General features: G+C 73.4%; 24 protein-coding genes. 12 read left to right on the forward strand and 12 right to left on the reverse strand.

Translation table 11 applies throughout. From position 1 onward, the window contains the following. Nucleotides 1–57 precede the first annotated feature (57 nt). The 4 genes from K6I33_RS03310 to K6I33_RS03330 all read left to right on the forward strand — a co-directional run bounded on the left by K6I33_RS03310 (nucleotide 58) and on the right by K6I33_RS03330 (nucleotide 4,159). A complete protein-coding gene (locus K6I33_RS03310) occupies nucleotides 58–345 on the forward strand; it encodes a hypothetical protein (protein ID WP_229348142.1) in 288 nt (95 codons plus the stop codon). After that, nucleotides 345–1,502: a hypothetical protein gene (locus K6I33_RS03315; RefSeq protein WP_229348143.1), complete on the forward strand. Its 1,158-nt coding sequence runs from the start codon at nucleotides 345–347 to the stop codon at nucleotides 1,500–1,502. Before K6I33_RS03310 ends, K6I33_RS03315 begins: the two co-directional genes overlap by 1 nt. After that, nucleotides 1,499–3,532 carry an NAD(P)-binding domain-containing protein gene (locus tag K6I33_RS36250; RefSeq protein ID WP_308297037.1) on the forward strand — a complete coding sequence of 678 codons (2,034 nt, stop codon included), beginning with the start codon at nucleotides 1,499–1,501 and terminating at the stop codon, nucleotides 3,530–3,532. The genes K6I33_RS03315 and K6I33_RS36250 overlap by 4 nt, the downstream gene beginning before the upstream one ends. A 414-nt stretch (nucleotides 3,533–3,946) precedes the next feature. Continuing rightward, nucleotides 3,947–4,159, forward strand: a complete 213-nt coding sequence (locus K6I33_RS03330) for a hypothetical protein (RefSeq protein ID WP_229348144.1) — start codon at nucleotides 3,947–3,949, stop codon at nucleotides 4,157–4,159. Nucleotides 4,160–4,598: 439 nt separating this feature from the next. On the opposite strand, the gene K6I33_RS03335 is transcribed toward K6I33_RS03330, so the two are convergent. Beyond that, on the reverse strand, nucleotides 4,599–6,044 hold the full coding sequence (locus K6I33_RS03335) for a short-chain fatty acyl-CoA regulator family protein (protein ID WP_229348145.1): 1,446 nt from the start codon (nucleotides 6,042–6,044) through the stop codon (nucleotides 4,599–4,601). Nucleotides 6,045–6,226: 182 nt separating this feature from the next. On the opposite strand from K6I33_RS03335, the gene K6I33_RS03340 reads away from it, so the two are divergent. Genes K6I33_RS03340 through K6I33_RS03350 form a run of 3 tightly spaced genes read left to right on the forward strand, consistent with a single transcriptional unit; the run spans nucleotide 6,227 to nucleotide 9,801 of the window. Beyond that, nucleotides 6,227–7,747 carry an MmgE/PrpD family protein gene (locus K6I33_RS03340; RefSeq protein WP_229348146.1) on the forward strand — a complete coding sequence of 507 codons (1,521 nt, stop codon included), beginning with the start codon at nucleotides 6,227–6,229 and terminating at the stop codon, nucleotides 7,745–7,747. Continuing rightward, a complete protein-coding gene (gene prpB, locus K6I33_RS03345) occupies nucleotides 7,747–8,652 on the forward strand; it encodes a methylisocitrate lyase (RefSeq protein WP_229348147.1) in 906 nt (301 codons plus the stop codon). Before K6I33_RS03340 ends, prpB begins: the two co-directional genes overlap by 1 nt. A gap of 21 nt (nucleotides 8,653–8,673) precedes the next feature. Then, nucleotides 8,674–9,801, forward strand: coding sequence for a bifunctional 2-methylcitrate synthase/citrate synthase (locus K6I33_RS03350; RefSeq protein WP_229348148.1), 1,128 nt, complete (start codon nucleotides 8,674–8,676; stop codon nucleotides 9,799–9,801). A 4-nt stretch (nucleotides 9,802–9,805) separates the two neighbouring features. Here K6I33_RS03350 and K6I33_RS03355 read toward each other — a convergent pair whose 3' ends face one another. The 3 genes from K6I33_RS03355 to K6I33_RS03365 all read right to left on the reverse strand — a co-directional run bounded on the left by K6I33_RS03355 (nucleotide 9,806) and on the right by K6I33_RS03365 (nucleotide 12,099). Then, nucleotides 9,806–10,951, reverse strand: a complete 1,146-nt coding sequence (locus tag K6I33_RS03355) for an RNA polymerase sigma factor (RefSeq protein WP_229348163.1) — start codon at nucleotides 10,949–10,951, stop codon at nucleotides 9,806–9,808. An 8-nt stretch (nucleotides 10,952–10,959) separates the two neighbouring features. Continuing rightward, entirely contained in the window at nucleotides 10,960–11,367 is a 408-nt protein-coding gene (locus tag K6I33_RS03360) for a YciI family protein (protein WP_229348149.1), read from the reverse strand. A 246-nt stretch (nucleotides 11,368–11,613) separates the two neighbouring features. Further along, nucleotides 11,614–12,099, reverse strand: coding sequence for a zinc-binding dehydrogenase (locus K6I33_RS03365; RefSeq protein ID WP_229348150.1), 486 nt, complete (start codon nucleotides 12,097–12,099; stop codon nucleotides 11,614–11,616). Between the two features lie 255 nt (nucleotides 12,100–12,354). On the opposite strand from K6I33_RS03365, the gene K6I33_RS03370 reads away from it, so the two are divergent. Together K6I33_RS03370 and K6I33_RS03375 are read left to right on the forward strand one after the other, a co-directional pair. Next, complete coding sequence (locus tag K6I33_RS03370) at nucleotides 12,355–13,689, forward strand: wax ester/triacylglycerol synthase family O-acyltransferase (protein WP_229348164.1); 1,335 nt, start codon at nucleotides 12,355–12,357, stop codon at nucleotides 13,687–13,689. A 76-nt stretch (nucleotides 13,690–13,765) separates the two neighbouring features. After that, a complete protein-coding gene (locus K6I33_RS03375; protein WP_229348151.1) occupies nucleotides 13,766–15,151 on the forward strand; it encodes an FAD-dependent monooxygenase in 1,386 nt (461 codons plus the stop codon). Between the two features lie 86 nt (nucleotides 15,152–15,237). Here the strand turns inward: K6I33_RS03375 and K6I33_RS03380 are convergent, their stop codons facing one another. After that, nucleotides 15,238–15,807 (reverse strand): hypothetical protein, encoded by a 570-nt coding sequence (locus K6I33_RS03380; RefSeq protein WP_229348152.1) that lies wholly within the window; start codon nucleotides 15,805–15,807, stop codon nucleotides 15,238–15,240. A 422-nt stretch (nucleotides 15,808–16,229) separates the two neighbouring features. Here K6I33_RS03380 and K6I33_RS03385 point away from each other — a divergent pair, with 422 nt between their 5' ends. Continuing rightward, nucleotides 16,230–17,612, forward strand: a complete 1,383-nt coding sequence (locus tag K6I33_RS03385; protein WP_229348153.1) for a deoxyribodipyrimidine photo-lyase — start codon at nucleotides 16,230–16,232, stop codon at nucleotides 17,610–17,612. A 9-nt stretch (nucleotides 17,613–17,621) separates the two neighbouring features. On the opposite strand, the gene K6I33_RS03390 is transcribed toward K6I33_RS03385, so the two are convergent. The 4 genes from K6I33_RS03390 to K6I33_RS03405 form a co-directional block, all read right to left on the reverse strand. After that, nucleotides 17,622–19,418: an FAD-dependent oxidoreductase gene (locus K6I33_RS03390; protein WP_229348154.1), complete on the reverse strand. Its 1,797-nt coding sequence runs from the start codon at nucleotides 19,416–19,418 to the stop codon at nucleotides 17,622–17,624. 106 nt (nucleotides 19,419–19,524) lie between these two features. After that, entirely contained in the window at nucleotides 19,525–20,067 is a 543-nt protein-coding gene (locus tag K6I33_RS03395; protein ID WP_229348155.1) for a DUF1707 and FHA domain-containing protein, read from the reverse strand. A 113-nt stretch (nucleotides 20,068–20,180) separates the two neighbouring features. Next, nucleotides 20,181–20,885: a hypothetical protein gene (locus K6I33_RS03400; RefSeq protein WP_229348156.1), complete on the reverse strand. Its 705-nt coding sequence runs from the start codon at nucleotides 20,883–20,885 to the stop codon at nucleotides 20,181–20,183. After that, nucleotides 20,882–21,400 (reverse strand): RNA polymerase sigma factor, encoded by a 519-nt coding sequence (locus tag K6I33_RS03405; RefSeq protein WP_126912728.1) that lies wholly within the window; start codon nucleotides 21,398–21,400, stop codon nucleotides 20,882–20,884. The genes K6I33_RS03400 and K6I33_RS03405 overlap by 4 nt, the downstream gene beginning before the upstream one ends. Before the next feature lie 377 nt (nucleotides 21,401–21,777). On the opposite strand from K6I33_RS03405, the gene K6I33_RS03410 reads away from it, so the two are divergent. Next, nucleotides 21,778–23,004: a styrene monooxygenase/indole monooxygenase family protein gene (locus tag K6I33_RS03410; RefSeq protein ID WP_229348157.1), complete on the forward strand. Its 1,227-nt coding sequence runs from the start codon at nucleotides 21,778–21,780 to the stop codon at nucleotides 23,002–23,004. 92 nt (nucleotides 23,005–23,096) lie between these two features. Here K6I33_RS03410 and K6I33_RS03415 read toward each other — a convergent pair whose 3' ends face one another. Both K6I33_RS03415 and K6I33_RS03420 read right to left on the reverse strand, forming a co-directional pair. Further along, nucleotides 23,097–23,951, reverse strand: coding sequence for an oxaloacetate decarboxylase (locus tag K6I33_RS03415; RefSeq protein WP_229348158.1), 855 nt, complete (start codon nucleotides 23,949–23,951; stop codon nucleotides 23,097–23,099). A 319-nt stretch (nucleotides 23,952–24,270) separates the two neighbouring features. Beyond that, nucleotides 24,271–24,744: a VOC family protein gene (locus K6I33_RS03420; protein ID WP_229348159.1), complete on the reverse strand. Its 474-nt coding sequence runs from the start codon at nucleotides 24,742–24,744 to the stop codon at nucleotides 24,271–24,273. A gap of 127 nt (nucleotides 24,745–24,871) precedes the next feature. Between K6I33_RS03420 and K6I33_RS03425 the strand changes: the two genes are divergently transcribed. Beyond that, the gene (locus K6I33_RS03425) at nucleotides 24,872–25,576 is read left to right on the forward strand and encodes an IclR family transcriptional regulator (protein WP_229348160.1); all 705 of its coding nucleotides are present in this window, start codon (nucleotides 24,872–24,874) and stop codon (nucleotides 25,574–25,576) included. Between the two features lie 26 nt (nucleotides 25,577–25,602). Here the strand turns inward: K6I33_RS03425 and truD are convergent, their stop codons facing one another. After that, complete coding sequence (gene truD, locus K6I33_RS03430) at nucleotides 25,603–26,727, reverse strand: tRNA pseudouridine(13) synthase TruD (protein WP_229348161.1); 1,125 nt, start codon at nucleotides 26,725–26,727, stop codon at nucleotides 25,603–25,605. Nucleotides 26,728–26,932 lie beyond the last annotated feature (205 nt).

Below are 26,932 nucleotides of genomic sequence, written 5' to 3' on the forward strand. Positions count from 1 at the left end.
CCTGCCGCCCGCCGTACGGCCGTTCACTGAAGCTCACCGCCCGAGATGCAAGGGCGGATGAAGCAGCAGCGGGCCTTCGGCGCCCACCACTGTCTCCTCGCCGCGTTGACGGCCCGCTGCTCCCATCTCTGGAACGAGAAGGAGACGACGGTGACGTACACATGCCGTACGACCGGCGGCACGAGGACTCGCGGCGGCTGGTTCGGGCCCATGCTCGGCTGGGTCTGGGCCCTGGGCACCATCGCTGCGGCCGGCAACCTGGCCGCCGTCGTCCATCACGACCTCGACCGCACCGGGCAGACCGCTCTGCCTCTGCCGCAGGACGTCATGGTGGGAGGCCGTTGATGGCTACCGCGAGCGCCATTCCCGCCGCAGAGGTCTCCGCCTACGCCGACGAGAAGATCAAGAAGGCTGCCGCCGAGCTGTGGCCGGGCGCTGCCGTGCACCTCGGGCAGCACACGCCGAGCGTCACCGCCTATGTGCGCCGCCTGACGGTGAACGGCCGTCTCCAGTACGCGAAGGTCTCCCTGCTGGGCCTGTCGCTGGTCTCGGTTCTGCGGGGGACGGTCGGCGACTGGGCCCAGGTGCGAGCGGCGCAGGCCGCCTACCAGGGGTCGCCGGGGGCGCTGCTGGAGCGGGAGGCCAGGGGCCTGGCCATCGTGCAGGAGGCGGGAGCACGGGCGTGCCAGGTCGCCGGGTGCCACGGCGGGGTGCTGTTCACCGAGCCCGTGGCGGGGCCGACGCTCGCTGACCTGCTGGCCAAGGAGCCGCACCAGGCGGGGGAACTGATGACCAGGGCAGTGGTCGAGTTGGCCGGGCTCCAGCGGCCGGCCATCGCGCGGGCCGTCGATGAGGCCGCCATCATCGAGCGGGGCATCGGCTCCACCTTCGACCGCAAGTTCAACGGCATCAGCGGCCCCACCTACCTCCGCAAGGCCGGGCAGGCAGGCGAGGCGCTGGCCACCGTGGCACTCCGGTTGCGGCGGCTGCGACCCACCCCGGCGGCCGGGCATCGACCGGTGGTCTACGGCGACCTCAAGCCCGACCACGTGGTCTTCCCCGACGGGGCCGACGGACGCCCAGTCTTCCTTGACCCGGGCCTGGGGCGCGGACGCTCCCAGACCGACCCGGCCAAGCTCATCTCCCGGACGGTCCTCCACCTGATCGCCTCCTCTCCGGACCTGGTGACGGCCGACGCCACGACGGCCGGCATCGAGGAGTTCGCCGACGCGCTCACCGCAGACCTGCGGCCGGACGAGCGGGCCCAGTGGCTGCGCCATCTGGTGGTGCTGTGGTTGATGGACACCACCAACATCCTCAGTACCTACCTGACGTGCCCGCCCGATCTGCCCCTGCCCGAGCACGCGGGAAAGATCACCGCGCAGGCCGAGGCAGTGTGCGGTCTGCTGGAGAACGCGACCGCCGGCCTGGTCGCGGGGACGGACCCACGGGCGGTGTGGCGGCTGGTGCTGGCCGATGTAGTGAAGGCGGCGAACCGGTGACCGCCGTCAGGTCCGGAGCGATTGGGGTGATCGGCGCCGGGGCAGTCGGCCAGGGCGTGGCGATGCTGCTAGCGGCCGGCGGCTGGTGCGAGTCCGTCCGCATCGTCTCCCGCACGGGTCTCTCGGCCCGGGCTCTGGTGACCGATCTGGAGGACATGTGCCAGGTCACCGGCTCCTCCGTTCGGGCGATCCACACCACCAGTCCTCGTGAGCTGGCTTCCTGCGAGGCTGTGGTGGTCTGTCCGAGGGCCGAGTTCGTCAACACCAACCGCACCAACGTACGCATGGCGGGGCTGAACGCGAACGCCCCGGTCGTTGCCACCCTGGCCCGCACCCTGGCTCACTACCAGGGACTCGTGGTCATGGTGACCAACCCCGTCGACATCATGGCCCGCCTCTTCGCTGAGGTCTCCGGCTGCCGCCGCGTCTACGGCGTCGGCACGAACACCGACAGCGCCCGCTACCGGCTCGCTCTCGCCGCCCAGCTCGGTGTTGCAGTGGAAGGCGTCAGGGGCCACGTCATTGGCGAGCACGGCGACCAGGCCGTCGTGTGCGCCTCCTCCACCAGCGTGAACGGTCACCCCGTGGCCGTACCGGTAGGCCGAATCCGGCGCGAGCTGGCCGACCGCCCGGCCCGCATCAATGCCGGTCTCGGCCGCACCCGCTGCGGCCCCGCCGGCGCCGTCATCGCCGCCCTCCGCGTCGGCCTCGGCCTGGAGGACCGCGTGGTGGAGCTGTCCGTCAACCACGAGAACCGGTGGCTCGGAATTCCGTTGCGCTTCACCGCCGGAACCCCAACCGTGTGCCTCCCCCGACTCGATGCCGCCGAGGCCCGGCAACTCGTCGCCGCCGACGTCAAACTCCGCGACGCCTACCAGCCACTCGCCCGCCTGTACGCCCCCGCGCACCCCTCACAGAAGGAGAAGACCGCAGTGACAAGGACCGCCACCCGCATCGCCACGGCGACCCAGGCCGCGACCGTCACCAGCAACAGCACGGTGGTCACCGACTGGGCCCTGCGCTACTTCGGCCCCTGGTGGAACGCCACCAGCACCACGCCGGCCCCCGACGCCCCGGTGAACGCCGACGTCAACCCCGACCAGGTCACCGAGATCACCCAGCGCGTAGCCGACCACCCCCACGAGGAGACTGTCTACGCCAACACCGGCATGCTGATCCACCGCGACAGCGACGGCACCGTCTTCGCAGCCCAGCCCGAGGACAAGACCGCCTACAAGGCCGAGCCCGGCGGCCCCCTGCACATCTACGGCTGTGAGGACGTCCCCGTCGCCCTGGCCGCCGCCCGCCTCGTCCGCGAGGTCGTCCGGGGCCGGCTGCTGGCCGACGGCTGGTCGATCCTGCACGCTTCCGCCGTCGTCCGCGACGGGCAGGCGGTACTGACCTTCGGCGACAAGGGCGCCGGAAAGACCACCGTGGGGCTCCTGCTGGCCCGCGCCGGATGGCAGCTGCTGGCCAACGACCGCGTCTTCATCCGCCCCGAGGACGGCCGGCTGCGCGTCCTGCCTTGGCCCTCGGCCGCCGCCATCGGCCTCGGCCTCCTCGACGCCCTCGGCTGGTACGACCAGGTCCGCGAACGCGTCCAGCGCGGCGAACAGCTCCACCCCACCCAGCACCAGAAGGTGACCGACGCCATCCATTCCGGCAGCCGCACACCCCTGTGGAAGGAATCCGGAAAGGAGCTGAAGCCGCAGTTCTTCCCCGACCAGCTCCACTCCTGGCTCGGCCTGACCCTGGCCACCGAAGGCCACGCGGCCCGCATCCTCTTCCCCCAGATCATCCCCGGAGCCGAACCCACCGCCCTGGACGAGGAGCGCACCGTTCGCGAAGCCGACTTCTTCACCGCCAGCACCGAAGACCGCTACCCTGACGTCTTCGGCTTCCTCCCCACCGAGACCACCAGCACCGAGCCGCTGCGCGACCGCCTGGGCGAACTGCCCCAGCACACGCTCAACCTCGGCCACGACGTCAAGGCCAACACCGACATGCTGACCCAGGTCGCCAGCGCCTGACGGGAGGCGTGGCCAGCTTCTGGGCGGGGCGTGATGCCCCGCCCAGAAGTGCGACCGGATGTGCTCCGGCACTTTTCCTGCAACGCCGCCCCTTGGTCCTGCTCCGCTTGTACTCTGAGTCCGTCGCGCCCCAGGTGCGGCTTGCTAGGCCCCGAGCGCGGGAATGCTCGGGTGGGCAGACCTTCGACGGCGAGTGTCCGACATCGCTCGGCCGACGGGAGTGCTGACCCTCGCACCGCGAATGCGAAACCACCATCCACACGGAAGAGGCAGTGGGCCAATGGCCCGCAGGGGCACCGCCCCACCTGAGATTCTGGGATGTCGGCAGGGACTCGGTTCAGACCACACTTGTGGCCGGACTGAGCCTGTCGCGCGCCTGGTCCAGCCACCTGAGAAGAAGGCTGCTGGACAGGGATGGAAACCGCAGGGTGGGCGGCGGCGCTCGTCAGCTTGATCGCCGGTCTCGTATGGGTGCTCGGCAGTGTTTTCGATCAGATTCCGACGCTGTGCGCGAAGGCCGTGAAGGCAATCCGTGCACTCCGTGAGGTGCGGGCCGAACTAAGGGGCGAGAACGATGGCACTGTTGGCGCGCCGCCTCCTGCGATTGGCCCTGATCAGGACCTGTGAGAGATCGGCGTGATCTTATCTGTTCAGGCGCACGACGTCTGTGGCGGGCTGTGACGCCCCCGCCACAGACGCGGTTACCGCAGGTCAGGCTGCTCGGGAATCAGGCCTTGGCGAGCCCGAAGCCTCGCCGCCGATCCTTCGTCTCGGCCGGGACGTTGACTAGCTGTTGTCTGCCGGCCCGCCAGGCTAGTTCTCGGTGCCGGTCTGGCCAGCGTCGACGTCGATGCGTAGTCGGAGCTTCCCGACCTGCGGGTCGCTGCTGGACCTGAGACGAGGACCGCCTGCGGGCCGCCGAAGCCGGCGTCGGGCAGCCCAGGCGCTCTGGCAACGGTGGAGTGAAGACGTTACGCGTGGACTCGGCGCCGTCAGCGAAGTCGTTCCCTCGGCATTGACGATCTTCGAAACGGTGGCCGGGGCGCACCCGACCCGCCCGGCAATATCACTCCCCCACCACCGGGTACGGCACCCTCGTCCGGCGGTCGGGGTCGACGGCGAGTCGGCCGCCGGCCGGTGGGCGCGCGCGTTGCGCGCAGTCGCGGCGCTCGCAGATGCGGCATCCGAGGCCGATCGGGGTGGCCGCCCGCGGGTCGTCCAGGGCGATGCCCTCCGCGTAGACCAGCCGGCCCGCGTGCCGGAGTTCGCAGCCCAGGGCGACGGCGAAGTCCGCCCGCGCGGCCCGGTGGCCGAAGCCACCGCGCGTGACGGTCCGTGCTATCCAGAAGTACCGCTTGCCGTCGGGCATCTCCGCGACCTGTGTGAGGATCCGCCCCGGCGCGGAGAACGCCTCGTACACCGTCCACAGCGGACACGTCCCGCCCAGGCGGGAGAAGTGGAAGTCCGTCGCCGACTGCCGCTTGGAGATGTTCCCGGCCCGGTCCACCCGCAGGAACGAGAAGGGCACCCCGCGCCGTCCCGTCCGCTGGAGGGTGCTGAGGCGGTGGCAGACGGTCTCGAAGCCCACGCCGAAGCGGGAGCCGAGCAGTTCGACGTCGTAGCGCAGCTCCTCGGCCGCCGTGTGGAACTTGGTGTACGGCATGAGCAGCGCGCCCGCGAAGTAGTCGGCCAGGCCGATGCGGGCCAGGGCGGCGGAGTCCAGGGAGGACAGGGCCGCGCCGTCGGCGAGGGCGTCCAGCAGGGGGGCGTGCTCCAGCAGGGCCAGCTGGGTGGCCAGTTGGAAGGCGCGCTGGCCGTCGCTGAGCCAGGGCGAGAGGAACACCAGCCCGGCCTCGGGGTCGAAGCGCCGGGCGTCGGCCGTCCGGTCCGGGGCCGTCCGGTCCGGGGCCGCCTGGACGACCGTGACGCCGTGCCGGGCCGCGAGGCGGGCGGTGAGCGCCCCGGCGGAGCGGCCGGGCCGTATCCCCAGTTCGGCCGCGGTCCGTTCGGCGGCGGTGTCGAGCGAGCCGAAGTGGTTGTGGTGCCCGTAGAAGAAGTCCCGCACCTCGTCGTGCGGTTCGGCGGGCGGCAGGGCGGTGGTGTCGCCGGGGGCGGCGAGGGCGGCGGCCCGTTCAGCGGCGTCGCGGTAGCGGCGGTGGAGGGCGACGAGGGCGCGGGCCACCTCGGGGTGGTCGCGGGCGACCTCGGCGATCTCCTCGGCGGGCGGCGGGGCCCCGGGGCCGCACGCCTCGTCGCCGAGGGCGGCCCGGAGGTCGGTGGTGAGCCGTTCCTCCTCCGCCTCGGAGAAGAACTCGGCGTCGACGCCCAGCACCTGGGCGATCCGCAGCAGCACGGAGGCGGTGAGCGGGCGCTGGTTCTGCTCGATCTGGTTGAGATAGCTGGTGGAGATGCCGAGTTCGCGGGCGAGCTCCACCTGGTTGAGGCCGTGCTCGCGGCGCAAGCGGCGCAGTTTCGCGTGCGCGTAGATCTTCCGGCCCGCCGCTCGCGCCATACCGTCCTCCCCTTCGAAGTTCCCCACGCCCCCTGTTGCGAAAGTAGCATCCGCATGTTTCGCAACTTTCGCGGATTCGCAGCTCGGAGCTGTACGGATTCCGCAGGGTGGAGCCGTCGCGGACGGCGGACGGAGCGGGCAGGCTCGTTCCCGGAAGCCCCCGCACCACTCCGAGGAGTCCCGTGATCGACCACCGGATACGCGTCCACCCCAGCGCCGCCCCGCTGCCCCGCGAGGATCAGCTCGCCTGGAAGCTCGCGGCCGTCGCCACCGCCACCCCACCGGCCCCAGAACTCGACCCCGACGCCGCCGCGATGGCCGTCAACCGGGTCGTCGACAACACCGCCGTCGCCGTCGCCTCGCTGGCGCGCCGCCCGGTGGCCGTCGCCCGGTCGCAGGCCCTCCCCCACCGGGCCGGGCCCGGCGCCTCCGTCCTCGGCGCCCCGGCCGGGGCGCGGGTCTCCCCGGAGTGGGCGGCCTGGGCCAATGGCACGGCCGTCCGGGAACTGGACTTCCACGACACGTTCCTGGCCGCCGACTACTCCCACCCCGGCGACAACATCCCGCCCCTGCTGGCCGTCGCCCAGCACACCGGCCGCTCCGGCGCCGATCTGCTGCGCGGCATCGTCGCCGCGTACGAGGTGCACGTCGCCCTCGTCAAGGGTGTCTGTCTGCACGAGCACCGCATCGACCACGTCGCCCACCTGGGCGCGGCCGCCGTCTGCGGCCTCGGGGCGATGCTGCGGCTGCCCACGGAGACGGTGTACCAGGCCGTGCAGCAGGCGGTGCACACCACGACCGCCACGCGGCAGTCCCGCAAGGGCGAGATCTCCAGCTGGAAGGCGTTCGCGCCGGCGTTCGCGGGGAAGGCGGCGGTCGAGGCCGTGGACCGCGCGATGCGCGGCGAGGGCTCCCCGTCGCCGATCTACGAGGGCGAGGACGGCTTCCTGGCCTGGCTGCTGGGCGGCCCGGACGTCGAGTACACCGTTACGCTGCCGGAGCCCGGGGAGGCCCTGCGCGGCATCCTGGAGACGTATACCAAGGAGCACTCCGCCGAGTACCAGGCGCAGGCCGTCATCGACCTCGCCCGGCGGCTGGGGCCCCGGATCGGGCCCCTGGACCGCGTCGAGCGGATCGTCCTCCACACCAGCCACCACACCCACCAGGTGATCGGCTCCGGATCCGGTGACCCGCAGAAGTACGACCCCGGGGCCGCCCGGGAGACGCTGGACCACTCCGTGCCGTACGTCTTCGCCGTCGCCCTGGAGGACGGCGCCTGGCACCACGAGCGCTCCTACGCGCCCGAGCGCGCCCGCCGGCCGGAGACCGTGGCGCTGTGGCGGAAGGTCTCGACGGTGGAGGACCCGGAGTGGACCCGCCGCTACCACGACCCCGACCCGGGGCGCCGGGCCTTCGGCGGCCGGGCGGTGGTCACCCTGACCGACGGCGCGGTGATCGAGGACGAGCTGGCCGTCGCCGCCGCCCACCCCGCCGGGGCCCGGCCCTTCGGGCGCGCGGACTACGCCGCCAAGTTCCGCGCCCTCGCGGAGGGCCGCGTCGAGCCGAAGGAACAGGACCGGTTCCTGGAGACGGCCGGCCGGCTCGCCGGGCTGGACGCGGCCGGCCTGGACGGGCTGTTCCCCGCCGTCGACACCGCCGCGCTCGCCGCGTACGACGCCGGGCTGCCCAAGGGGCTGTTCTGATGCTGCACACCCGCACCACCCCCACCGAGCGGCGCCGCGCGTTCCGTGAGCGGCTCGCCTCCGGGCGGCTGCTGCGCGTACCGGGCGCCGTCAACCCGCTCTCCGCGCGCCTGATCCAGGAGACCGGCTTCGACGCCGTCTACCTCTCCGGGGCCGTGCTCTCCGCCGACCTCGGCCTGCCCGACATCGGGCTCACCACCGCGACCGAACTGGCCGCCCGCGCCCAGCAGGTCTGCCGCGTCACCGACCTGCCCGCCCTCATCGACGCGGACACCGGCTTCGGCGGCCCGCTCAACGCCGCCCGGACCGTCCAGCTGATGGAGGACGCTGGCCTGGCCGGGCTCCACCTGGAGGACCAGGTGGACCCCAAGCGCTGCGGGCACCTCGACGGCAAGGCCGTGGTGCCGCGCGAGGACATGGCGCGGCGGGTACGGGCCGCCGCCGGCGCCCGCCGGGACCCGGACTTCCTGCTGATGGCCCGCACCGACGCCCGCGCCGTGGAGGGCCTGGCCGCGGCGATCGACCGCGCGAAGGCGTACGTGGACGCCGGCGCCGACGCCGTCTTCCCCGAGGCCCTTGCAGACGAAAGGGAGTTCGAGGCGTTCCGCGCGGCCGTGGACGTCCCGCTGCTTGCCAACATGACCGAGTTCGGCAAGAGCCGGCTGCTGGACGCCCGCACGCTCGAGGACCTCGGCTACAACATCGTCCTCTACCCGGTCACGCTGCTGCGCCTGGTCATGGGCGCCGTCGAGGACGGTCTGCGCGCGCTGGCCGCCGAGGGGACCCAGGAATCCCTGCTCCCCCGGATGCAGACCCGGTCGCGGCTGTACGAGCTCCTCGGCTACGAGGAGTACACGGCCTTCGACGCGTCGGTCTTCGGCTTCACTCTCCCGCCCGGCACCTGACCCGACCCCCGGAGGTTTCCCATGACACTCAGCATCCACCGCGGGCTGGCCGGGGTCGTCGTCGACACCACCGCCATCTCGACCGTCATCGAGGAGAGCAACTCGCTGACGTACCGCGGCTATCCGGTACAGGAGCTGGCCGACCGGCGTTCGTTCGAGGAGGTCGCCTTTCTGCTGTGGCACGGCGAGCTCCCCGACGCCGGGCAGCTGCGGGAGTTCGGCGCGCGCGAGCGCGCCCTGCGGCCGCTGGGCCGCTCGACCGCGGAGCTGCTGGCCCGGCTGCCCCGGACGTGCCACCCGATGGACGTGCTGCGGACCGCCGTCAGCCTGTTCGGCGCGGAGGACCCCGCCGAGGACGACGGCAGCCCGGCCGCCAACCGCGCCAAGTCCCTGGCGCTGCTGGCGAAGCTGCCGGTGGTGGTCGCCGCCGGCCACCGCGGGCGGCGCGGCCTCGACCCGATCCCGCCCGACCCCTCGCTGGGCCTGGCCGAGAACTTCTTCCACATGTGCTTCGGCGAGGTGCCGGACCCGGAGGTGGTGCGCTGCTTCGAGGTCTCCCTGATCCTGTACGCCGAGCACAGCTTCAACGCCTCGACGTTCACCGCCCGTGTGGTGACGTCCACGCTCTCCGACCTCTACAGCGCGGTGACGGCCGCCGTCGGCGCGCTCAAGGGGCCGCTGCACGGCGGGGCCAACGAGGCGGTGATGCGGACGCTGGAGGAGATCGGCGACCCGGCGCGGGCCGGCGAGTGGCTGGCGTCGGCACTGGCCGCCAAGCGCAAGGTCATGGGCTTCGGCCACCGCGTCTACAAGCACGGGGACTCGCGGGTGCCACTGATGCAGCGGGCCACGGACCGGCTCCTCGCCCTGTCCGCCGCCGACCCGGGGACCGCCCGCCTGGCGGCCCTCCACACGGCCCTGCGCGAAGCGATGGCCGCCCGTACGGGCATCCACCCCAACCTCGACTACCCGGCGGGGCTCGCGTACCACCTGATGGGGTTCGACATCCCGTCCTTCACCCCCATCTTCGTGATGAGCCGCGTCACGGGCTGGACGGCGCACATCACCGAACAACTGGCCCACAACGCGCTGATCAGGCCGCTGGGCGCGTACAACGGTCCGGGGCAGCGGGTGGTGCCGGCCGCCTGACCCGTCAGCGGCTCCGGCGGGTGTTGAGCCGGGCGGCCCGGCGTATCAGATGGTCGCGCTCGGCGAGGTCGGGTGCCTTGTGGGCCGCCTCGGCATACAGCCGTGCCGCCGTCTCCAGGTCGCCGTCGCGCTCGTGGAGGTACGCCGCCACCGCGGTGTGGCGGGGCAGTGCGGCGTCCAGTCCGGCGAGCGCGGCCAGGCCGGCACGCGGTCCGTCGGCCTCGCCGACGGCGACCGCGCGGTTGAGCCGGACGACCGGGCTGTCGGTCAGGCGCGCGAGCTCGTCGTACCACTCGACGATCTGCGCCCAGTCGGTCTCGGCGGTGGTGGGCGCGTCGGCGTGGAGGGCGGCGATGGCGGCCTGGGCCTGGAATTCGCCCAGCCGGTCGCGGGCGAGGGCCGTCTGGAGGATCCCGACGCCCTCGGCGATCAGCGCGGTGTCCCACCGGCCGCGGTCCTGCTCGGCGAGCGGCACCAGGCTGCCGTCGGGCGCGGTGCGGGCGGCGCGCCGGGCGTGGTGGAGCAGCATGAGGGCGAGCAGCCCGGCCACCTCGGGGTGGTCGATCGCGGCCGCGAGCTGCCGGGTGAGCCGGATGGCCTCGGCGGCGAGGTCGACGTCGCCGGAGTAGCCCTCGTTGAAGACGAGGTAGAGGACGCGCAGCACGGTGGCGACGTCGCCGGGCCGGTCGAGGCGCACGCCGGAGACGGTGCGCTTGGCCCGGCTGATCCGCTGTACCATGGTCGCCTCGGGCACCAGATAGGCCCGGGCGATCTGGCGGGTGGTCAGCCCGCCGACGGCGCGCAACGTGAGCGCGACCGCCGATGCCGGGGTCAGCGACGGGTGGGCGCACAGGAAGTAGAGCTGGAGCGTGTCGTCCACCGCGGGCGCCGGCCCGGGCGCGGGCTCCTCCTCGACGCGGTCCTCGCGCCGGCGGCGGGCGGTGTCGGCGCGCGTCGCGTCGAGGAACTTGCGCCAGGCCACGGTGACCAGCCAGCCCTTCGCATCCCGCGGTGGGCCGGCGGGCCAGGCGCGGAGCGCCTCGACCAGCGCGTCCTGCACGGCGTCCTCGGCCGCCGCGAAGCCGGCTCCGCGGCGGACGAGGACGGTGAGCACGCTCGGTGTGAGGCTCCTGAGCAGGGCCTCGTCCATCGGTGAGGTCACTCCGTGATGGTGGGCGGGCAGGTCAGGAACGGGCGCACCTCCAGCCACTCGTGGATCGGCCTGCCGCCCGCCCCGGGGGCGGCCGACAGCTCCCCGGCCAGTTCGACGGCGCGTTCGTAGCTGTCGACGTCGATGATCATCCAGCCGGCGATGAGGTCCTTGGTCTCGGCGAACGGTCCGTCGGTGACCGGCGGGCGCCCCTCGCCGTCGTAGCGGACCCACGCGCCCTCGGGGGCGAGCGCCTGGCCGTCGACGAACTCGCCGCTCTTCTCCAGCCGGGCCGCGAAGTCGTTCATGTACCGCACATGTGCCGAGATCTCCTCCGGCGTCCACTGGTCCATCGGTACGTCGTTGACCGGAGCCGGGGCGCCTCGGTAGTGCTTGAGCAGCAGGTACTTGGCCATCGTGGTTCTCCTCGGTGCTCGTGCGACCCATTGTGGCCGCGTTTCATCCCGGGGACGGAGCCGGACGCGGGTTCTCGACATCGCCGCCCGATTTTTTTCGGGCGCGAAAGTGAGGGCCAGGCACTCCGCGGCGTCGGTACCGGGAACCGGGGATCAGCCCGACGTCGGCCGGCCGCAGGGCTTCGCGGCGGGCGCGCAGGAAGCGGCCGAGTTCGGCACGGTCGGTCACGAGCCGACTCCAGGGCTTCAGCGGCCGGTGGTGACGACCATGCGGAAGCGGGCCTTTCCGCTGGTCATCCGCTCGACCGCGGCGGCGGTGCCCTCCAGCGGGACGTCCTCGGTCCAGGCGCGCACGCCGGTCTGCGCGGCGAAGCGCAGGGTGTCCTGGATGTCGAGGGCGGCGCCGGAGAAGTGCGCGTAGACCTTCCGGTCGCCGTTCAGCAGCTGGAGGCCGCTGATCTGGAGCCGGTCGGGCGAGACTCCGACGATGACCAGTTCGCCGCGCCGTCCGAGGCCGTCGACGGTGGCGGACATGGCGCCGGCGTCGGTGACCGTGGCCAGGACGACCTTGGCCCCGCCGAGGGCCTGGAGCTTCCGGGCGACGGCGTCTTCGGTGCTGTCGATGTGATGGGCGGCGCCGGGGCCGGGGTCACGGGCCGTTGTCCACGGTCTGCCGGTCCGACGGTAACCGTGTCGTACACGCCACCGCCCGCGGGGTTCCGATCCGGACAAGTAGCGCGCGGGACCGACGCCGTGGTCGCAGGCGGTTACCCGGGGAACCGGGGCGCCGGGAGAGGCGTGGGAGGGGCTGAAAACCATGGGCCGACATACGCGGTTAACAGAGCGTATCCAGATCGCACTTGACCGTAGTCGACCGGCGACGATTGACTTCTGCTCGCTTACGTCCACAGCAGCGCCGTCCCCTGGCTCACCCGACGCGCGAGCACGTCCAAGCCCCGTGACTCCGGAGACCCCGTGATCCCTGAAGTGACCCCCGAACCGCTCACGCCGCTCGACCTCGCCTTCTGGAACATCGAGTCCGCCGGCCACCCCCTGCACATGGGCGGGCTCGTCGTCCTCGACGCCGCCGGCCCGGACGCCGCCCGGCGTGCCGCCGGGCTGCTCGCCGACCACGCCGCGCGCGTACCGGGGCTCAACACCCGCATCCGTCCCGTCCTGCTCCCCGTGGGCGGCGCCGCCCGCCATGTCGCGCCCGGCTACGACCCGTCGGACCACGTCCATCTCACCGCGCCCGTACGGGACTTCTTCGCGGCCGCCGGGGCCCTGATGCAGCAGCCCCTGGACCGGGAGCGGCCGCCGTGGGCGGCGCATGTGCTGCCCGGCGCGGACGGCACGTCCTTCGCCGTGCTGTTCACGTTCCACCATGCCCACGCGGACGGCATACGCGCGGCCTCGTACGCCCTGTCGCTCCTGGACCCCGCCGCCGCCGACGGGGCACCCGTTCCGGCCGACGCGCCACGGCCGAGGAAGAGCGGCTCCGGGCTGCGCCTGCCCGGCCCGCGCGAGCTGCCCGGCATGGTGCGCGGCGCCGTCGGCGACGCCGGGCGGGCGCTGGCCATCGGCTCCGCCATGGCCAGGGCCGCGCTGGACGTGCGCTCCTCGCCCGCCCTCGCCTCCCGTGCCACCGGCGCCCGGCGCGCCGACGGCGCGACCGTCGACCTGAACGATGTGAACCGCGTCCGCGAGGCCACGGGCGGCACCGTCAACGACGTCCTCCTCGCCGTGGTCGCGGGCGGCCTGCGGCGCTGGCTCGACAAGCGCGGCGACGGCAGCGACGGCGTGCGTCCCCGCGCCCTCGTCCCCGTGTCGCTGCGCGACCCCGGCGACCCGGGCGCCTCGGGCAACCGGCTCTCCGGCTATCTGGTCCGGCTCCCCGTCGACGAGGCCGAGCCCCTCGCCCGCCTGCGCGCGGTGCGCGAGGTCATGCGGCGCAACAAGCTGGCGGGGCCCGCCGAGGGCCCGGGCGCCGCCGCGCTGCTCGCCGATGTCATCCCGCCCCTCGGCCACCGCTTCGGCGGCGGCCTGATCGCCCGCTCGGGCCGGCTCTTCTACGACCTGCTCGTCTCCAGCGTCCCGCTGCGCGGCGTCCACGGCCTCACGCTCGCGGGCGGCCGCGTCCGCGAGGCCTACCCGCTCGCCCCGCTCGCGCCCGGGCAGTCCCTCGCCGTGGGCATCACCACCTACGAGGACCGCGTCTGCTACGGGCTGCTCGCCGACGCCGTCGCCGTGCCCGACCTGGACCTGCTCGCCCGGTCGATCACGGAGGAGGCCGCCGAGCTGGTCGCCGTCTGCGGCAGCTGAGCCACCCCCGCCCCGCCGTCACGGCCCCGCCGTCACCGCCTCGGCGGACACCGACCCGCAGCAGGAGCCCACGCCCATGACGACATCCCCCAGCCGCACCGGTAGCGCCGTCGTCCTGGGCGGAGGCCTGGCCGGCATGCTCGCCGCCGCGGCCCTCGCCGACCGGGCGGCGACCGTCACCGTCGTCGAACGCGACCGCCTCCCGGACACCGCTTCGCCCCGGCGCGGCCTCCCCCAGGCACGCCACGCCCATCTGCTGTACTCCGGCGGCGCCCGCGCCGTCGAGAGCCTGCTGCCCGGAACCCACGACCGGTGGCTCAAGGCGGGGGCGCGCCGCGTCCCCCTCCCCACCGGGCTGGTCACCTTCACCGCGCAGGGCTGGCTGAGACGCTGGCCCGAGACGCAGTACATGATCGTCTGCTCCCGTGACCTCCTCGACCACGTCGTGCGCCGGCAGGCCCTCGCCCTCCCCGCGGTCTCCCTCGTCGACGGCGCGGAGGCGGTCCGGCTCACGGGCGACGCCCGGCGGGTCACCGGCGTGGTCGTCCGTGACGCGCACGGCGCCGAGACCCGTCTCGAAGCCGACCTCGTCGTCGACGCCACCGGCCGCGGGTCCTCCGCCCCGCGCTGGCTGGCCGGTCTCGGGCTGCCGGCGGTTCCCGAGCACGCGGTCGACTCCGGTCTCGCCTACGCCACCCGGATCTTCCGGGCACCCGCCGGTTCCGGCGGATTCCCCGTCATCGGCATCCAGCCCGACCCGCGCCGGCCCGTCCCGGGGCAGTCCGCCACGCTCCTGCCGATCGAGGACAGCCGCTGGCTGGTCACGCTCTCCGGCACGCGCGGAGGCCAACCATCCGCATCCGCGGACGAGTTCGTGCCCTTCGCCCGGCAGGTGCGCCACCCCCTCGTCGGCGATCTCATCGCCCGCGCACAGCCGTTGACCGACATCCACGTCACCCACAGCACCGTCAACCGGCGCCGCCTCTACGAGAAGATGACGGCCTGGCCCGCCGGTTTCGTCGTCCTTGGGGATGCCGTCGCCGCGTACAACCCCCTCTACGGCCAGGGCATGTCCGTCGCCGCGCAAGGTGCCGCCCTTCTCCGCGAGACGGTTCGCGCCCGGGGGCTCGCCCCGGGCGTCGCCCGCGACGCGCAGCGCGCCATCGGCCGGCTCGTCCAGGGGCCCTGGGACCTGGCCGTCGCGCAGGACATCCTCTACCCCGGCACCACGGGTCGGCGGCCCCCCGCGGCGACCACGCTCCTGCGCGGGTACATGGACCGGCTGATGCTCACCGCGACGGGGCGGGCCGCCACGTGCCGGGCCCTCTTCGACGTCCTGACTCTCTCCGCCCCGGTGACCGGACTCGTCTCACCGACCGTGGCCATAGGGGTGCTGCGCGGCCCCGGGAGGCCGCTGCTCGCGGAGCCGCCGCTCGGCTGCCCCGGGCGTTCCACCCCGTAGCCGAACGGGCAGGGCCGCTGTCACCGTCCTCGACGGTGACAGCGGCCCTGCCCGGACAGAACACCGGCCGTGACGGCCGGAGCCACTCAGTGGCTGGTGGTGTTGATGAAGCCGATGACCACGGCGCCCCACCAGCAGATCTGGGAGATCATCGCGGTGGCCCCGCCCCAGGCCAGCACGCGCGGCGACGGCTCGCCGGCGGACTGCCGGGCCATGTGCTTGTTGAGCATGCCCGCCTGGAGGCCGTTGAGGCTCAGGACGAGGACGAACGCCAGCTTGATCGCGGTGAGCGTGGCCGAGGGGTTGGGGTGGAGCAGGGTGCCGCTCGCGACGAGACCGGCGAGACCGGCCCAGATGGGCAGGTGGAGCTTGCCCGCGCTGCCGAGGGCCTCGCGCAGGGTGGTACGGCCGGTGATCCACAGCAGTCCGTAGTAGTCGGCGACGAGCACGGCGCCGAAGCCGAGGACGAGGCTGGCGAGGTGCACGAAGAGCGCGACCGTGTGGAGGGACGCGTCCGCCTGGAGGTGGATCGAGACCCACACGCTGGCGGCCCAGCCCGCGCACAGGGCGACGGCGGCACCGCCGACCGTCCACCAGGTGTCGTAGAGGCCCAGCGGACGGGCGTGGCGGGCGCCGCCGGTGCGGGGTGCCGCCATCGCGATGGGCGGCCGGGACGTTCGGATGACGGACAGAGGCGGCTGTGACGACAGAGCGGACACGTGAATCTCCCAACGCGGACCCTTGGCGAAAGGCACTGCTGGCCTGTCGCCGATCCTGGGCCGTACTGTGACCGGCCCTGGACGGCCGGTACTTAAATCAGTCGCTTCCTCGGCAGTGAGGACCGACACCATGTGCCAGAGGTCGCCCCGGCCCGGTCTTCGGCCTCGGCGCGGCCGGTCGATCCGGCACGGCGCCCCACGCGGCCGGTCGATCCGGCACGACGTGTCCACACCAGAACATCCCTTCTAGGAATTCGCAAGCCCGCGGGTCACAGTCAATCCCGTCGTTTCCGTCCCTCCTGTCCTAGCCTGAGCCCGCAGGACACGGCCTGGGCCACCGGAACGAGGCGGGTGGGGGCATGCGCGTCGCTGTCGTCCTTTTCACAGCCGATCTGCGATTGCACGACAATCCCGTGCTGTGCGCGGCGCTGCGCGCGGCCGAGCGTGTGGTGCCCCTGTTCGTGATCGATTCCGGCATCGCCGGTGCGGGCTTCGTCACACCGGCGCGCGCGGCCTTTCTCGCGGACTGTCTCGCCGATCTCGACGGGGGACTGCGGGCCCGGGGCGGCCGGCTGATCGTCCGCGCCGGGGAGGTGGTGCGCGAGACGTGCCGCGTGGCCGCCGAGACCGGTGCGACGCAGGTGCACCTCGCGAGCGGGGCCGGCGGCTACGCCCAGCGGCGGGAGGAGCGGCTGCGCTCGGCACTGGCTGCGGACGGCCGGTCGCTGCGGGTGCACGACGCGGTGACCACCGCCGTGCCGCCGGGGGCGCTCGTGCCCTCGGGCAGGAACCACTACGCGGTGTTCACCCCCTACCACCGCCGCTGGTCGGCCGAGCGGCTCCGGCCCGTCTCCCCCGCGCCCCGGCGCGTCGAGCTGCCCCGGGTGCGCTCGCTCCCGCTCCCCGCGGCCGGGGACCTGGCCCGTGGCCCGGCCCCGGCGGGGCTGCCGAAGGGCGGCGAGAGCGAGGGCCGCCGCCGGCTGGCGGCCTGGACGCGCTCGGGCCTCGCGGGCTACGCGGAGGCGCACGACGACCTGGCGGCGGACGCCACGTCCCGGCTCTCCCCTTATCTGCGCTTCGGCTGCGTCTCACCGGTCGAAGTGATCTCCCGGGCCCGCCGGGCCGCCCCGGCGGACGGGCCGCACGCGGGCGCGGAGGCGTTCGTCCGCCAGCTGGCGTGGCGCGACTTCCACCACCAGGTCCTGGCCGCCGTCCCGGAGGCGGCGCACCGCGACTACCGCGCCCGGCACGACCGCTGGCGTACGGACCCCGACGAGCTCGCCGCGTGGCGGGCGGGCACGACGGGCTACCCGGTCGTGGACGCGGCCATGCGCCAGCTCGCCCACGAGGGGTGGATGCACAATCGCGCCCGGATGCTGGTGGCCTCCTTCCTGACCAAGACGCTGTACCACGACTGGCGCGAGGGCGCCGGGCACTTCGAGGGCCTCCTCGTGGACGCGGAGGTGGCGAACAACCGGCTGAACTGGCAGTGGGTGGCGGGCACGGGCAACGACACCCGCCCCCACCGCGTCCTCAACCCGCTCGTCCAGGCCAGGCGCTTCGACCCCCGGGGCGACTACGTGCGCCGCTGGGTCCCCGAGCTGGCCGCGCTGCCCGGGGCGGCGGTCCACACCCCGTGGCGGCTCGGCGGCCCCGAGCGGGCGGCGCTGCGCTACCCCGCGCCGCTGGTGGATCTCACCGAGGGCCTGGCCCGCTTCCGGCGGGCGCGCGGCCTCGGCTGAGGCGGCGGGTCAGCGCACGTCGAAGACGTTCGGCCGGCCCGCGCGGTAGCGGGCCTCGTCCTGGCGCCGGAAGGGCTCCAGCTCGGGCGGGCGGTACAGGGTCCAGACGCGGCAGCGCGGGGCCGGGGAGCCGTCCGCGTCCAGCAGGGCGTTGACCGCGCGGCGGGCCGATTCGTTGGCGCCCTCCATGGTCGCGAGGTCCATGTCGGTGGCTACGTAGTCGCCGGCGAGGAAGAAGTTGGGCACGGCGGTGCGGCTCGCGGGGCGGTCGTACCAGGTGCCCGTGGGGTGAACGAGGAGTTGTTCGCGGTTGGCCGGGGACGGGCCGCCCAGCCCCGTGACCGCCGGGTCCATGAACCAGGAGTGGACGTCGTCGTCGGACAGCACGCGCCGCCCGGTGTCGTTCAGCCCGGCCTTCAGCTGGGCCCACACCTCACGGATCACCTCCTGCCGGGTGCAGGCGATCGCGGGCTTGCCGTACAGGATGCCGGGCTTGTCCCATTGCGAGACGCACACGGACAGACAGTCGGCGACCTGGCCGTCGCCGTAGTCCGCGCGGAAGTCCCGGCCGGGCCAGAACTGGGCCTGGCTGATGGTGGTGAGCGCCCACGGGGAGTCCACGTGATCGACGTGCCCGTGCACGATGGGGGTACGGGTGCGGAGGTAGAACTGCACGCCGACCATCCAGTCGGTGCGCAGCCGGTCGCACCGGGCCAGCCGGGGGTCGGCGGCCCGCAGGGCGCTCCCCCAGGTGGCGCGGGCGTGCTCGACGGGCATCGCGCTGAGGTAGTGGTCGGCGCTGGTGGCGCGGGGTACGCCGATCTCCCGGGACCGCAGCCGGAGGTGGCTGACCCGGCCGTCGCGGTGGACCACCTCCTCGACCTCGGTGCCGAGTTCGAAGCGGACGCCGAGGCGGCGCAGGTGGGCGGCCCAGGGGGTGATCCACGCCTCGTTGGTCGGGGCGTTGAGCACCCGGTCCGGCTCCCCGTCGTTGCCCCGGCCGAGCCCGTTGTAGAGGAAGGCCTGGAGGACCCGGGCGACGGTCCGGGTACTGGCGGTCTCGGCCTTGGTGGCGATGATGTTCCGGGTGATGCCGGTGCCGAGGAGGCGCTGGTAGTCCCGCGACATGTGTGCCGCGTCGATGAAGTCCCACCAGGGCACCCGCTCCCACTGCCCGTAGCGGCGCCGGTCGCAGCTGGTGAGGTGGACGAGCACGCGGTGGGCGAAGTGGAGGGCCTCGCCGGCCGGCAGCCGCAGGGCCGTGTCCAGCGCGCCCGCGAGGGTGCCGGGCAGGGCGTCGGGGAGCAGTGCGGTGAGGTCGGTCGGGGCGAGGAGGGTGCGGAAGGGGATGCGGAGGTCCGGGCGGCCGCCGTCGCGGGCGAAGAGTTCCTCGGTGGCGTTGACGAGGTTGTCGTGGACGCTGTGCCGGCCGTCCGGCAGCGGGATTCTGCGCAGGGTGTCGGGGAGGTTGCGGTAGAAGCCGGGGAAGAAGCGGAAGCCGTGCTCTCCCGGGAGCGGGCGCCGTCCGTCCCGGGCCGTGCCGGGGACGTCCATGCTGCGGGCCTTGCCGCCGAGCGCGGTGTTGCGTTCGTACACGGTGACGCGGTAGCCGCGTTCGGCGAGCTCCTGGGCGGCGCTGAGCCCGGCGACGCCGCCGCCGAGCACCGCCACACTGCGGCCCGTTCCACCGTGCCGGGCGGTGGCCCCGGCCCGTCCGGCGGCCGCCAGGGCGGCGGCACCGCCGGCGCCTCCCGCCGTCGCCAGGAATTCCCGTCGTGTGCGCCCGTCGCCCTGCCGTCTCCCCATGCCCTGGCCAACGACCGGACGGCCTCCGGGGTGTCAAACGGGCGGGGTGCGCGCTCCCCGCGCGAAGGAGTGCGAGGCGATGCGAAGGATCAGGCGGACAAACGCATCAGGCGGACAAGCGGAAATGCAGACTGCCGAAGGCGACCTGGTCGCCGGGGTGGACGCGTACGGTGCCCGCTATGCGCAGCCCGTTGACGTAGGTGCCGTTGCGCGAGCCCAGGTCGGACAGGCGCCAGTGGTTGTCCACGTAGCGCAGCTCGGCGTGGCGGCGGGAGACCGTGTCGTGGTCGAAGCGCAGGTCGGACCCGGGCGAGCGGCCGATGCTCAGCGCGGCCCGGCCCGGCTCGGGCAGCCGCAGGCCCGGCAGCCGGGCCGCGCGCCAGGCGCCGCGCACCCGGCCCGTGAGCCCCGCCAGCCGGGTGACCGTGCGCACGAGGAAATCCGAGAAGCGGCCGTGGGTGCGCAGGTCGGCCATGGCGAGGTCGATCTCGGCGCGGTGGCGGGCGGTCAGGACGATGTTCATCCGGCGCATGAAGGTGTCGTGGGAGAGCCTGCCGTCGCCGGCGCCGTCCCGGAGGACGACCAGGGCCTGGTTCCGTTCGGCCTCGGAGGGCCGGGTGAGGCGCGTCCGGAAGTCAGGTGAGGTCATAAGGGTGATTCTCGGTCCGGCGGGCGCCCCCTGTCCATATCTCACGCCCCCGTGCGCATCGCACGCCCCGGGAGGCGACCGGCGTCCCGCCGGTCCCTCCGGGGTGTCATCCGTCAGGCCGTGGCTGTGAGTTCCCCGATCCGCTCGGGGAAGTCGGGCTGGGGCAGGGGCAGATCGACCTCCTCGACGAAGCCGAGGGCGTCGGGGACATAGGCGATGACGGCGCTCGCGGCGGGCGAGAAGCACTCCCCGTCGCGAAGGCTGTCGAGCATCTGGAGGGCGGCGTTGAGATCGCCCCGGTCGATGTCCTCGGGCGTCTGCGGGATGAGCGCCTCCAGCCCCGCCTGACGGCGCCACAGCTCCGCTTCCCTGCGCTCGCCGAAGGCCATGTGGTGGAGGTAGAGGCAGCAGGCGGCGCCGGCGGCGTCCGCTCCAGCGGCGAACTGCCACCAGAACCGGGCGCTGTCCTCGCGGTCGGCGAGCTGGAGCACACAGCCGAGGACCAGGGCGCCGTCGGGCTCCAGCATCCGGTGGGCCAGGAAGGCCCCGAGCTTGTGGAGGTCCTGGGCGACGACCGTCTCGCACAGGCTCCGCAGCCGCCGCCGGAAGGCCCGGTGCGGCAGCGAGTTGCGCTCGGCGGCCCGTACGGCGGCCGTGCGGGCGGGCTCCATCTGGTCGTCGAAGTACAGCGCCCCGTGCCACATCCGCTCCGCCAGACGGGCCCGCAGCCGGGCCTCCGCCTGGTCGGTGTCGGCGATCGTGTAGGGCCGGGGTTCGAGGCGGGCTTTGGCCAGGGCATGGTCGAGGGACCCGATCACCGGTGCTCCTCTTCTCTCTCCAGTCCGAGGGCGTCGTGGAGACGGTGTCTCGCGAAACGGGCGGTGGACCGCACCCCGCCCTGGGTGATGCCCATGATGTCGGCGGTCTCCCGGATGCTGTAGCCGAGGCAGTAGTGCAGGACGATGACGTCGTGCTGGCGTTCGGGCAGGGCGCAGATGGCCTTGTAGACCGACAGGCTCTCCTCGAGCTCGCCGATCGGGTCGACGGCGTGCCGCAGCGCGGACGTCTCGAAGGCGGCGGTGTCGATGACGGTGGGGCGCCGGCCCCGGGCGCGGGCGCAGTCGATCGTGCGGTGCCGGACGACGGACCAGGCGTAGGCGTTGGGCGACTCGGTCCTCAGGACCTCGCTCCAGGTGAAGCAGAGGTCCTCGAAGGCCTGGTCGACGGCCTCCTCGGCGTCGTGGCGATTGCCGAGGTAGAGCTCGGCCCACTGCATGTAGCGGGGGCGGTAGAGCTGGTGGAACGCACGATAATCGGCAGGCAGTTCGGTCATGGGAAACGTACCCGCGTGGCGGGAGAGCGTCACCGTTTCCCTCCCCGCCGCCGGCCCGTCGCCCCGTCGCCTGCATCGTGTGGGATCACGGAAGTACTGGTCCCTCCGGTTGTGGATGGTCATGGGCCGGGCGGGGCCTGTCCACGCCCCCGCGTCACCGCGCCCCGGAGAGGGCGTCCTCGCTCGACCCCCTCCGCAAGTAATGGCGTTCGCGGCCGGGCGTTTGTGCATCGAGCGATCGTAAAGTCTTACGGAAGGCTATGTTCCGGTTGGCTCTCCACCGCCCCCTGTCGGCCGGCGGTGCGCCATTGCACGATGGGACGCGTGGTGCCCGCCGGGCACCGCGCGTTGCCGGGCCGAGGACCTGAGGGGGTCTCATGCGGCGGATCGCCATCGTAGGAGCGGGACAGGCGGGATTACTGCTGGCGTTGGGGCTCCAGGCCCACGCCTACGACGTCACACTCATATCCGCCCGCACGGCCGGGGAGATCCGGGACGGGCATGTGCTGTCCACCCAGGCGATGTTCGGGCCGGCGCAGACCGTCGAGCGGGAGGCCGGGCTGAACCTGTGGGACGACCGGGTGCCCGCCGTCCACGCGATACGGGCAAGCATGATCGACCCGCCCGGCACCCTCGCGGCCGCCATCACCGGCAGGCTGGCCCACCCCCAGCGGTCGGTGGACCAGCGGGTGAAACTCTCCGGCTGGCTGGAGCTGTTCGAGCGGCGCGGCGGCCACGTCGAATACCGCTCGGTGGACCGGGCCGGGCTCGCCACACTGGCCCGCCGGCACGAGCTGACGATCGTCGCCGCCGGGCGCGGCGAGCTCTCGGACATCTTCCCGCGCGACACCGCGCGCTCCCCCTTCGACCGCCCCCAGCGCACCCTGTCCTGCCTCTACCTCCACGGCGTGGCCGCTCCCCCGGACCCCGCGGAGACCCATGTGCGCGTCCTGATGGCGCCCGGCGTCGGCGAGGGGCTCCTCCAGCCCGCCCTGACGAAGAGCGGCCCCTGCACCATCCTGCTGTGGGAGGCCGTTCCCGGCGGCCCGCTGGACTGCTGGCAGGACCGCCCCGGACCGGACGGCCACCTCAAGCGCTCACTGGAGCTGATGCGCGAATTCGTGCCGTGGGAGTACGAGTTGTGCGCGAAGGCGGAGCCGACGGACGCGACCGCCACCCTCTACGGCGCCGTCGACCCCGTCGTCCGGCACCCCGTCGCCCGGCTCGACGACGGCGTGTCCGTGCTGGGCATGGGCGACGCCCTCGTCGTCAACGACCCGGTCACCGGGCAGGGTTCCAACAGCGCCGCCCGCTGTGCCGACCTCTACCGGCGGTCGATCCTCGCGCGCGGCGAACGGCCCTTCGACGACTCCTGGATGCGCGGGACCTTCGAGGAGTTCTGGGCCTACGCCCGCCACGCGACGGCCTTCACGACCGCGATGCTCGGCCCGCTGCCCCCGCACGTCGCACGGGTGCTGGGGGCGGCGACCGAGCGGAAGGAGGTCGCCGACCGCTTCGCCGAGGTGTACGCGGACCCGTCCGGGGCCCGGTGGTTCCTCGACCCGGCGGAGGCCGGCGCCTATCTGGACGCGATCGGCGCATAGCCCCGGGCCGGATCGCGGAACGGCCGCGCGCCCCCGCCCACCGGCCCGAGGGGGAACCGGTGGGCGGGGGCGGCGGCCACCGCCGTACGGGATCAGCTCCCGGCCGGCGCGCGGTGGTGGCGGCTGATGTTCTTCTCCAGCAGGGCCAGGCACTCGGCGACGCCCACGCTCGACGGCGTGGTCTCGGGCAGCCGCCCGTCGTCGTCCTTGAGCCGGCGCAGCGCCTCGTCCATCGCGGACTGGGCGGCGAACAGGCACGGTGTGCTGTAGATCGCCACGTCCACGCCCAGCTCGGTCAGTTCGGACCGGCTGAGGCGGGGGGACTTGCCGCCCGCTATCTGGTTGAACAGCAGGGGCTTGGTACCGATGACACCGCGCACCTTGCGGATCCACTCGACGCTGCGCACGCCGTCGACCAGGATCACATCGGCGTCGCTGGCGGCCAGCGCCTCGGCGCGGCGCAGGATCTCGTCCTCCTCGGTGGCGTCGGTCCGGGCGACGACGACGAGGTCGCGCCGGGCGGACAGGACGAGTTCGAGCTTCTCCAGGTACTCGGTCAGGGGCAGGATCTGCTTGCCGTCGACGTGGCCGCAGCGGCGCGGGCGCTTCTGGTCCTCCAGGATCACGCCCGAGGCGCCGATGGCCTCCAGGTGCTGCACGGTGTGGCAGGCGGTCTCGGGGTCGACATAGCCGTCGTCGATGTCGACGAGCAGATGGTGGGCGGGGAACGCCAGGCGCATCCGCTGGACGAAGGCGACGATGTCCGGCCAGGCGATGAAGCCTATGTCCGGCAGGCCGTAGTGCGAGGCGGCGAAGCCGAATCCGGAGACGAACATGCCGTCGTAGTGCTGGGCGGCGACCGAGGCGGAGAACATGTCGAAGACACCGATGAGCGGCGTGGTGCCGTTCTCGGCGATAGCGGCACGTAGCCGGTTCGGGTGATTCACGGTACCCTCCGGGGAACAGGTTGCGTCGGCGCCTGGCGATGACCGCTGCCCGCTACAGCTCGCGGTCGTGCCACCGGCGCCACGGAACGAGAAGTGAAGAGTGGGGAAGGCCCCGGGAGTGACGCGCGGTCAGGCGCGGTACACACCCGGGGTTTTCTGCGTCTGCGGAACTGGTGCGTCGGCGCTGCGCCGCGCTGCCACGACAGGACGTTAGTCAAGGTTTGGTCATGGCACAATATTGACGAGGTAAAACAGACCGCGATGCGACGCTTTCGCGCCGTCCCCTCCCTCCCGCCACCCGGGCCGCCACGGTCCGCCTTCACCCTTCGTAGGCGTCCATCAGCCCCTGGATGTCGATTTTCTTCATACCCAGCATCGCCCGCATGACCCGCTGGGACTTGACCGGATCGGGATCGCCCAGCAGCTCGGGAAGGGCCCTCGGTACGATCTGCCACGACACGCCGTACTTGTCCTTGAGCCAGCCGCAGGGGCCCTCCTCCCCGCCGCCCTCGGTGAACCCGGCCCACAGCGCGTCCACCTCCTCCTGCGACGCGCAGTCCACGCTCAGCGAGATCGCCTCGTTGAACGTGAACTGCGGCCCGCCGTTGAGCGCGAGGAACCGCTGCCCCGCGAGCTCGAACCCGACGGTCATCACCATCCCGGCCGGCCGCGGACCGGCCTCCCCGTAGTGCCTGATCTCCACGATCCGGGAGCCGGGGACGACGGACGTGTAGAACGTGGCCGCCTCCTCCGCCCGGTCGTCGAACCACAGACACGGGGTGATCTTCTGCATGGTGCTCTCCCTCTCCACAAGGTCCGGACGAACGTGGCGTCCACGCCACCCGAATCCATACCCGCGGCGGTAGTTTCTCTCCGGGCCTCTCCACGGAGGGGTGAGCCGCAGACGCTGGGGGGCAGCCTTGGTCCACCTCGATCTCACCGCCACGCCCGAAGCCCGTTCCAAACTCTCGCGCGGTCTCGCGCTGCTGGCCTGTTTCCGCGCGGAGGAGACGGAACTGACCCTCTCCGAGCTGGCCCGCCGCACCCGGCTGCCGAAACCGACCGTCCACCGGCTGATCAAGGAGCTGGTCGACTGGGGATTACTGGAGCGCGGGCCGGGAGGCGTCCGGCTGGGGCACGGCCTCTTCCTGCTCGGCTCGCGCGCGCCCTGGCAGCGGAGGCTGCGTGAGGTGGCGTCACCCTTCCTCGAACGACTGCACGACGTGACGCGCCGGAGCACCTATCTGTCCGTCCTCGACGGCACGAGCGTCGTCCATCTGGAGGGCATCCGCTCCCCCGCGCCGCCCGCCGACGGCCCCTGGCGCGCCGAGCAGGGGGAGGTCTGCGCCGGGGCCGTGGGCAGGGCGATGCTGGCCCACACCCCGGGCGGGCCCGCCCTGCGGGAGGAGCTGTCGAGGGTCGCCCGGCAGGGGTACGCCGTGGCCACGGGGCGGCTGCGGTCGGTGGCCGTCGCGGTGCCGGTGCTGCACCCCACGGGCTACGCCCTGGCGGGCATCACCGTGTTCGGCCCGCTGGACGGGGTGCGCCTGATGACCACGGTGCGGCACGCGCAGGGTGCCGCGGCCGCGACCGTGGCCCAGCTGGGGGCCGTCGAGCCCCGGTGACGGCGGCCGGTGCGCGTGGGCCCGGCTCAGGCCCCGGCGCGGTGGGCGGGCCGGGCGGCGGTGCGGCGCCGCTCGCGCTCACGTTCCGGCCGCGGCTCCCGCTCCCGCTCGCTCCCCCGCGCGTGCTCCCGCTGGAGCAGGAACTGCCGTACGGCCGTGGTGGCGTAGCAGCCGGAGGGCAGGAAGAACGACAGCCGGCAGCGCCACCGGCCCGGGTGGAGCTCGTCGGGGGCGACGCCGTCGACGCCGAGCTGGGTCTGTACGACGGCCGGCCGTGGCGCCCGGTCGTGCCGGATGGTCCCGGCGGCCCAGCGGTAGCGGTCGTACTCCAGGACGGGGCACCGGGCGAGGACGGCGACGGCGGCCTCGGCGGTGGTCGGGAAGGTGTACGGGATGCCGTCGTCCTCCACGTCGACGGTCCGCCCGCCCGCCGCCCGTTCCACCTGGTCGCGCAGCCGGCCGTTCCACTGGTACGAGGCGTACGAGCAGCGGTAGAAGACGGGGACGCGGGGGTCGAGGCCGGCCAGGAAGCGGGCGGGGCTGCCCCGGTGACCCTGTGCCAGGCGTCCTTCGGGGGAGCCGGAGCGGCGCAGCAGAGCGAAGGCCCTGGCGTCGTCGCCGCGCAGCAGCGCCTCGCCCAGCAGGTGGGTCTCCTTGGGACCGCCGGGCACGCCGAAGCGCTGGGTGTCGTAGTAGTTGACGAAGAAGAGGGTGTGCCGGGCGGGGCCCTCCCGCAGGAGCCGGGCGGTCCCGGGGTCGAGCGCGCGGGCGACGACGCGGAAGCAGTTCCCGTCGAGGTCGCCGGCGCGCAGGGGCTCGGGGCCGTAGCCGTGGGCGGTGACGCGCAGCCAGCGGTGGTCGTCGTCCATCCCCGCGCTGAAGGCGCGCAGCCGGCCGTCGGAGACGGGGCCCCGCAGGGACAGGTACTGCTCGGTGACGCCGTCGTCGTCCTTGAGGCCGGCGGCCGCGACGGCGTCCGGGGGGACACCCAGGTGGGCGGCGAGGGCACCCATGGCCTCGTGGGTGGTGTAGCCGCGTTTGCGCAGCAGCAGGTACTGGTAGTCGCGTTCGGCGGCCCTGCCGGTGGGCAGCCCCAGGCACTCGGTGACGGTGTAGTCCTCCGGGACCGCCTTGAGTACGCAGGATCGCATCCGGTCTCCCCTCCCTGGCTCCGTGGTCCGGGCTTTCCGTGGCGGGTTCCTCGGCCGTGCGGTTGTCCGTGACCCTAGGCACCCGGGCGGCGGGACCGGGGAAGTGTTCCGCTCGCTGGAACGCGGAGGGGGAACGTGGAGGGGAAGGCGGAGGGTAGCGGGGGGGGGGGCCAGCAGGCGGGCGATGGGGTTCTCGAAGGAGGCC

Source organism: Streptomyces sp. UNOB3_S3 (assembly GCF_020740895.1).
Classification (GTDB): domain Bacteria; phylum Actinomycetota; class Actinomycetes; order Streptomycetales; family Streptomycetaceae; genus Streptomyces.

Coding starts and splice junctions, on each gene's coding strand:
- K6I33_RS03310 (WP_229348142.1), top strand. CDS start 58: ATGAAGCAGCAGCGGGCCTTCGGCGCCCACCACTGTCTCCTCGCCGCG.
- K6I33_RS03355 (WP_229348163.1), bottom strand. CDS start 10,951: ATGGACGAGGCCCTGCTCAGGAGCCTCACACCGAGCGTGCTCACCGTC.
- K6I33_RS03395 (WP_229348155.1), bottom strand. CDS start 20,067: ATGACCTCACCTGACTTCCGGACGCGCCTCACCCGGCCCTCCGAGGCC.
- K6I33_RS03335 (WP_229348145.1), bottom strand. CDS start 6,044: ATGGCGCGAGCGGCGGGCCGGAAGATCTACGCGCACGCGAAACTGCGC.
- K6I33_RS03385 (WP_229348153.1), top strand. CDS start 16,230: ATGCGCGTCGCTGTCGTCCTTTTCACAGCCGATCTGCGATTGCACGAC.
- K6I33_RS03405 (WP_126912728.1), bottom strand. CDS start 21,400: ATGACCGAACTGCCTGCCGATTATCGTGCGTTCCACCAGCTCTACCGC.
- K6I33_RS03360 (WP_229348149.1), bottom strand. CDS start 11,367: ATGGCCAAGTACCTGCTGCTCAAGCACTACCGAGGCGCCCCGGCTCCG.
- K6I33_RS03380 (WP_229348152.1), bottom strand. CDS start 15,807: ATGGCGGCACCCCGCACCGGCGGCGCCCGCCACGCCCGTCCGCTGGGC.
- K6I33_RS03315 (WP_229348143.1), top strand. CDS start 345: ATGGCTACCGCGAGCGCCATTCCCGCCGCAGAGGTCTCCGCCTACGCC.
- prpB (WP_229348147.1), top strand. CDS start 7,747: ATGCTGCACACCCGCACCACCCCCACCGAGCGGCGCCGCGCGTTCCGT.
- K6I33_RS03420 (WP_229348159.1), bottom strand. CDS start 24,744: ATGCAGAAGATCACCCCGTGTCTGTGGTTCGACGACCGGGCGGAGGAG.
- K6I33_RS03330 (WP_229348144.1), top strand. CDS start 3,947: ATGGAAACCGCAGGGTGGGCGGCGGCGCTCGTCAGCTTGATCGCCGGT.
- K6I33_RS03390 (WP_229348154.1), bottom strand. CDS start 19,418: ATGGGGAGACGGCAGGGCGACGGGCGCACACGACGGGAATTCCTGGCG.
- K6I33_RS03350 (WP_229348148.1), top strand. CDS start 8,674: ATGACACTCAGCATCCACCGCGGGCTGGCCGGGGTCGTCGTCGACACC.
- K6I33_RS03375 (WP_229348151.1), top strand. CDS start 13,766: ATGACGACATCCCCCAGCCGCACCGGTAGCGCCGTCGTCCTGGGCGGA.
- truD (WP_229348161.1), bottom strand. CDS start 26,727: ATGCGATCCTGCGTACTCAAGGCGGTCCCGGAGGACTACACCGTCACC.
- K6I33_RS03410 (WP_229348157.1), top strand. CDS start 21,778: ATGCGGCGGATCGCCATCGTAGGAGCGGGACAGGCGGGATTACTGCTG.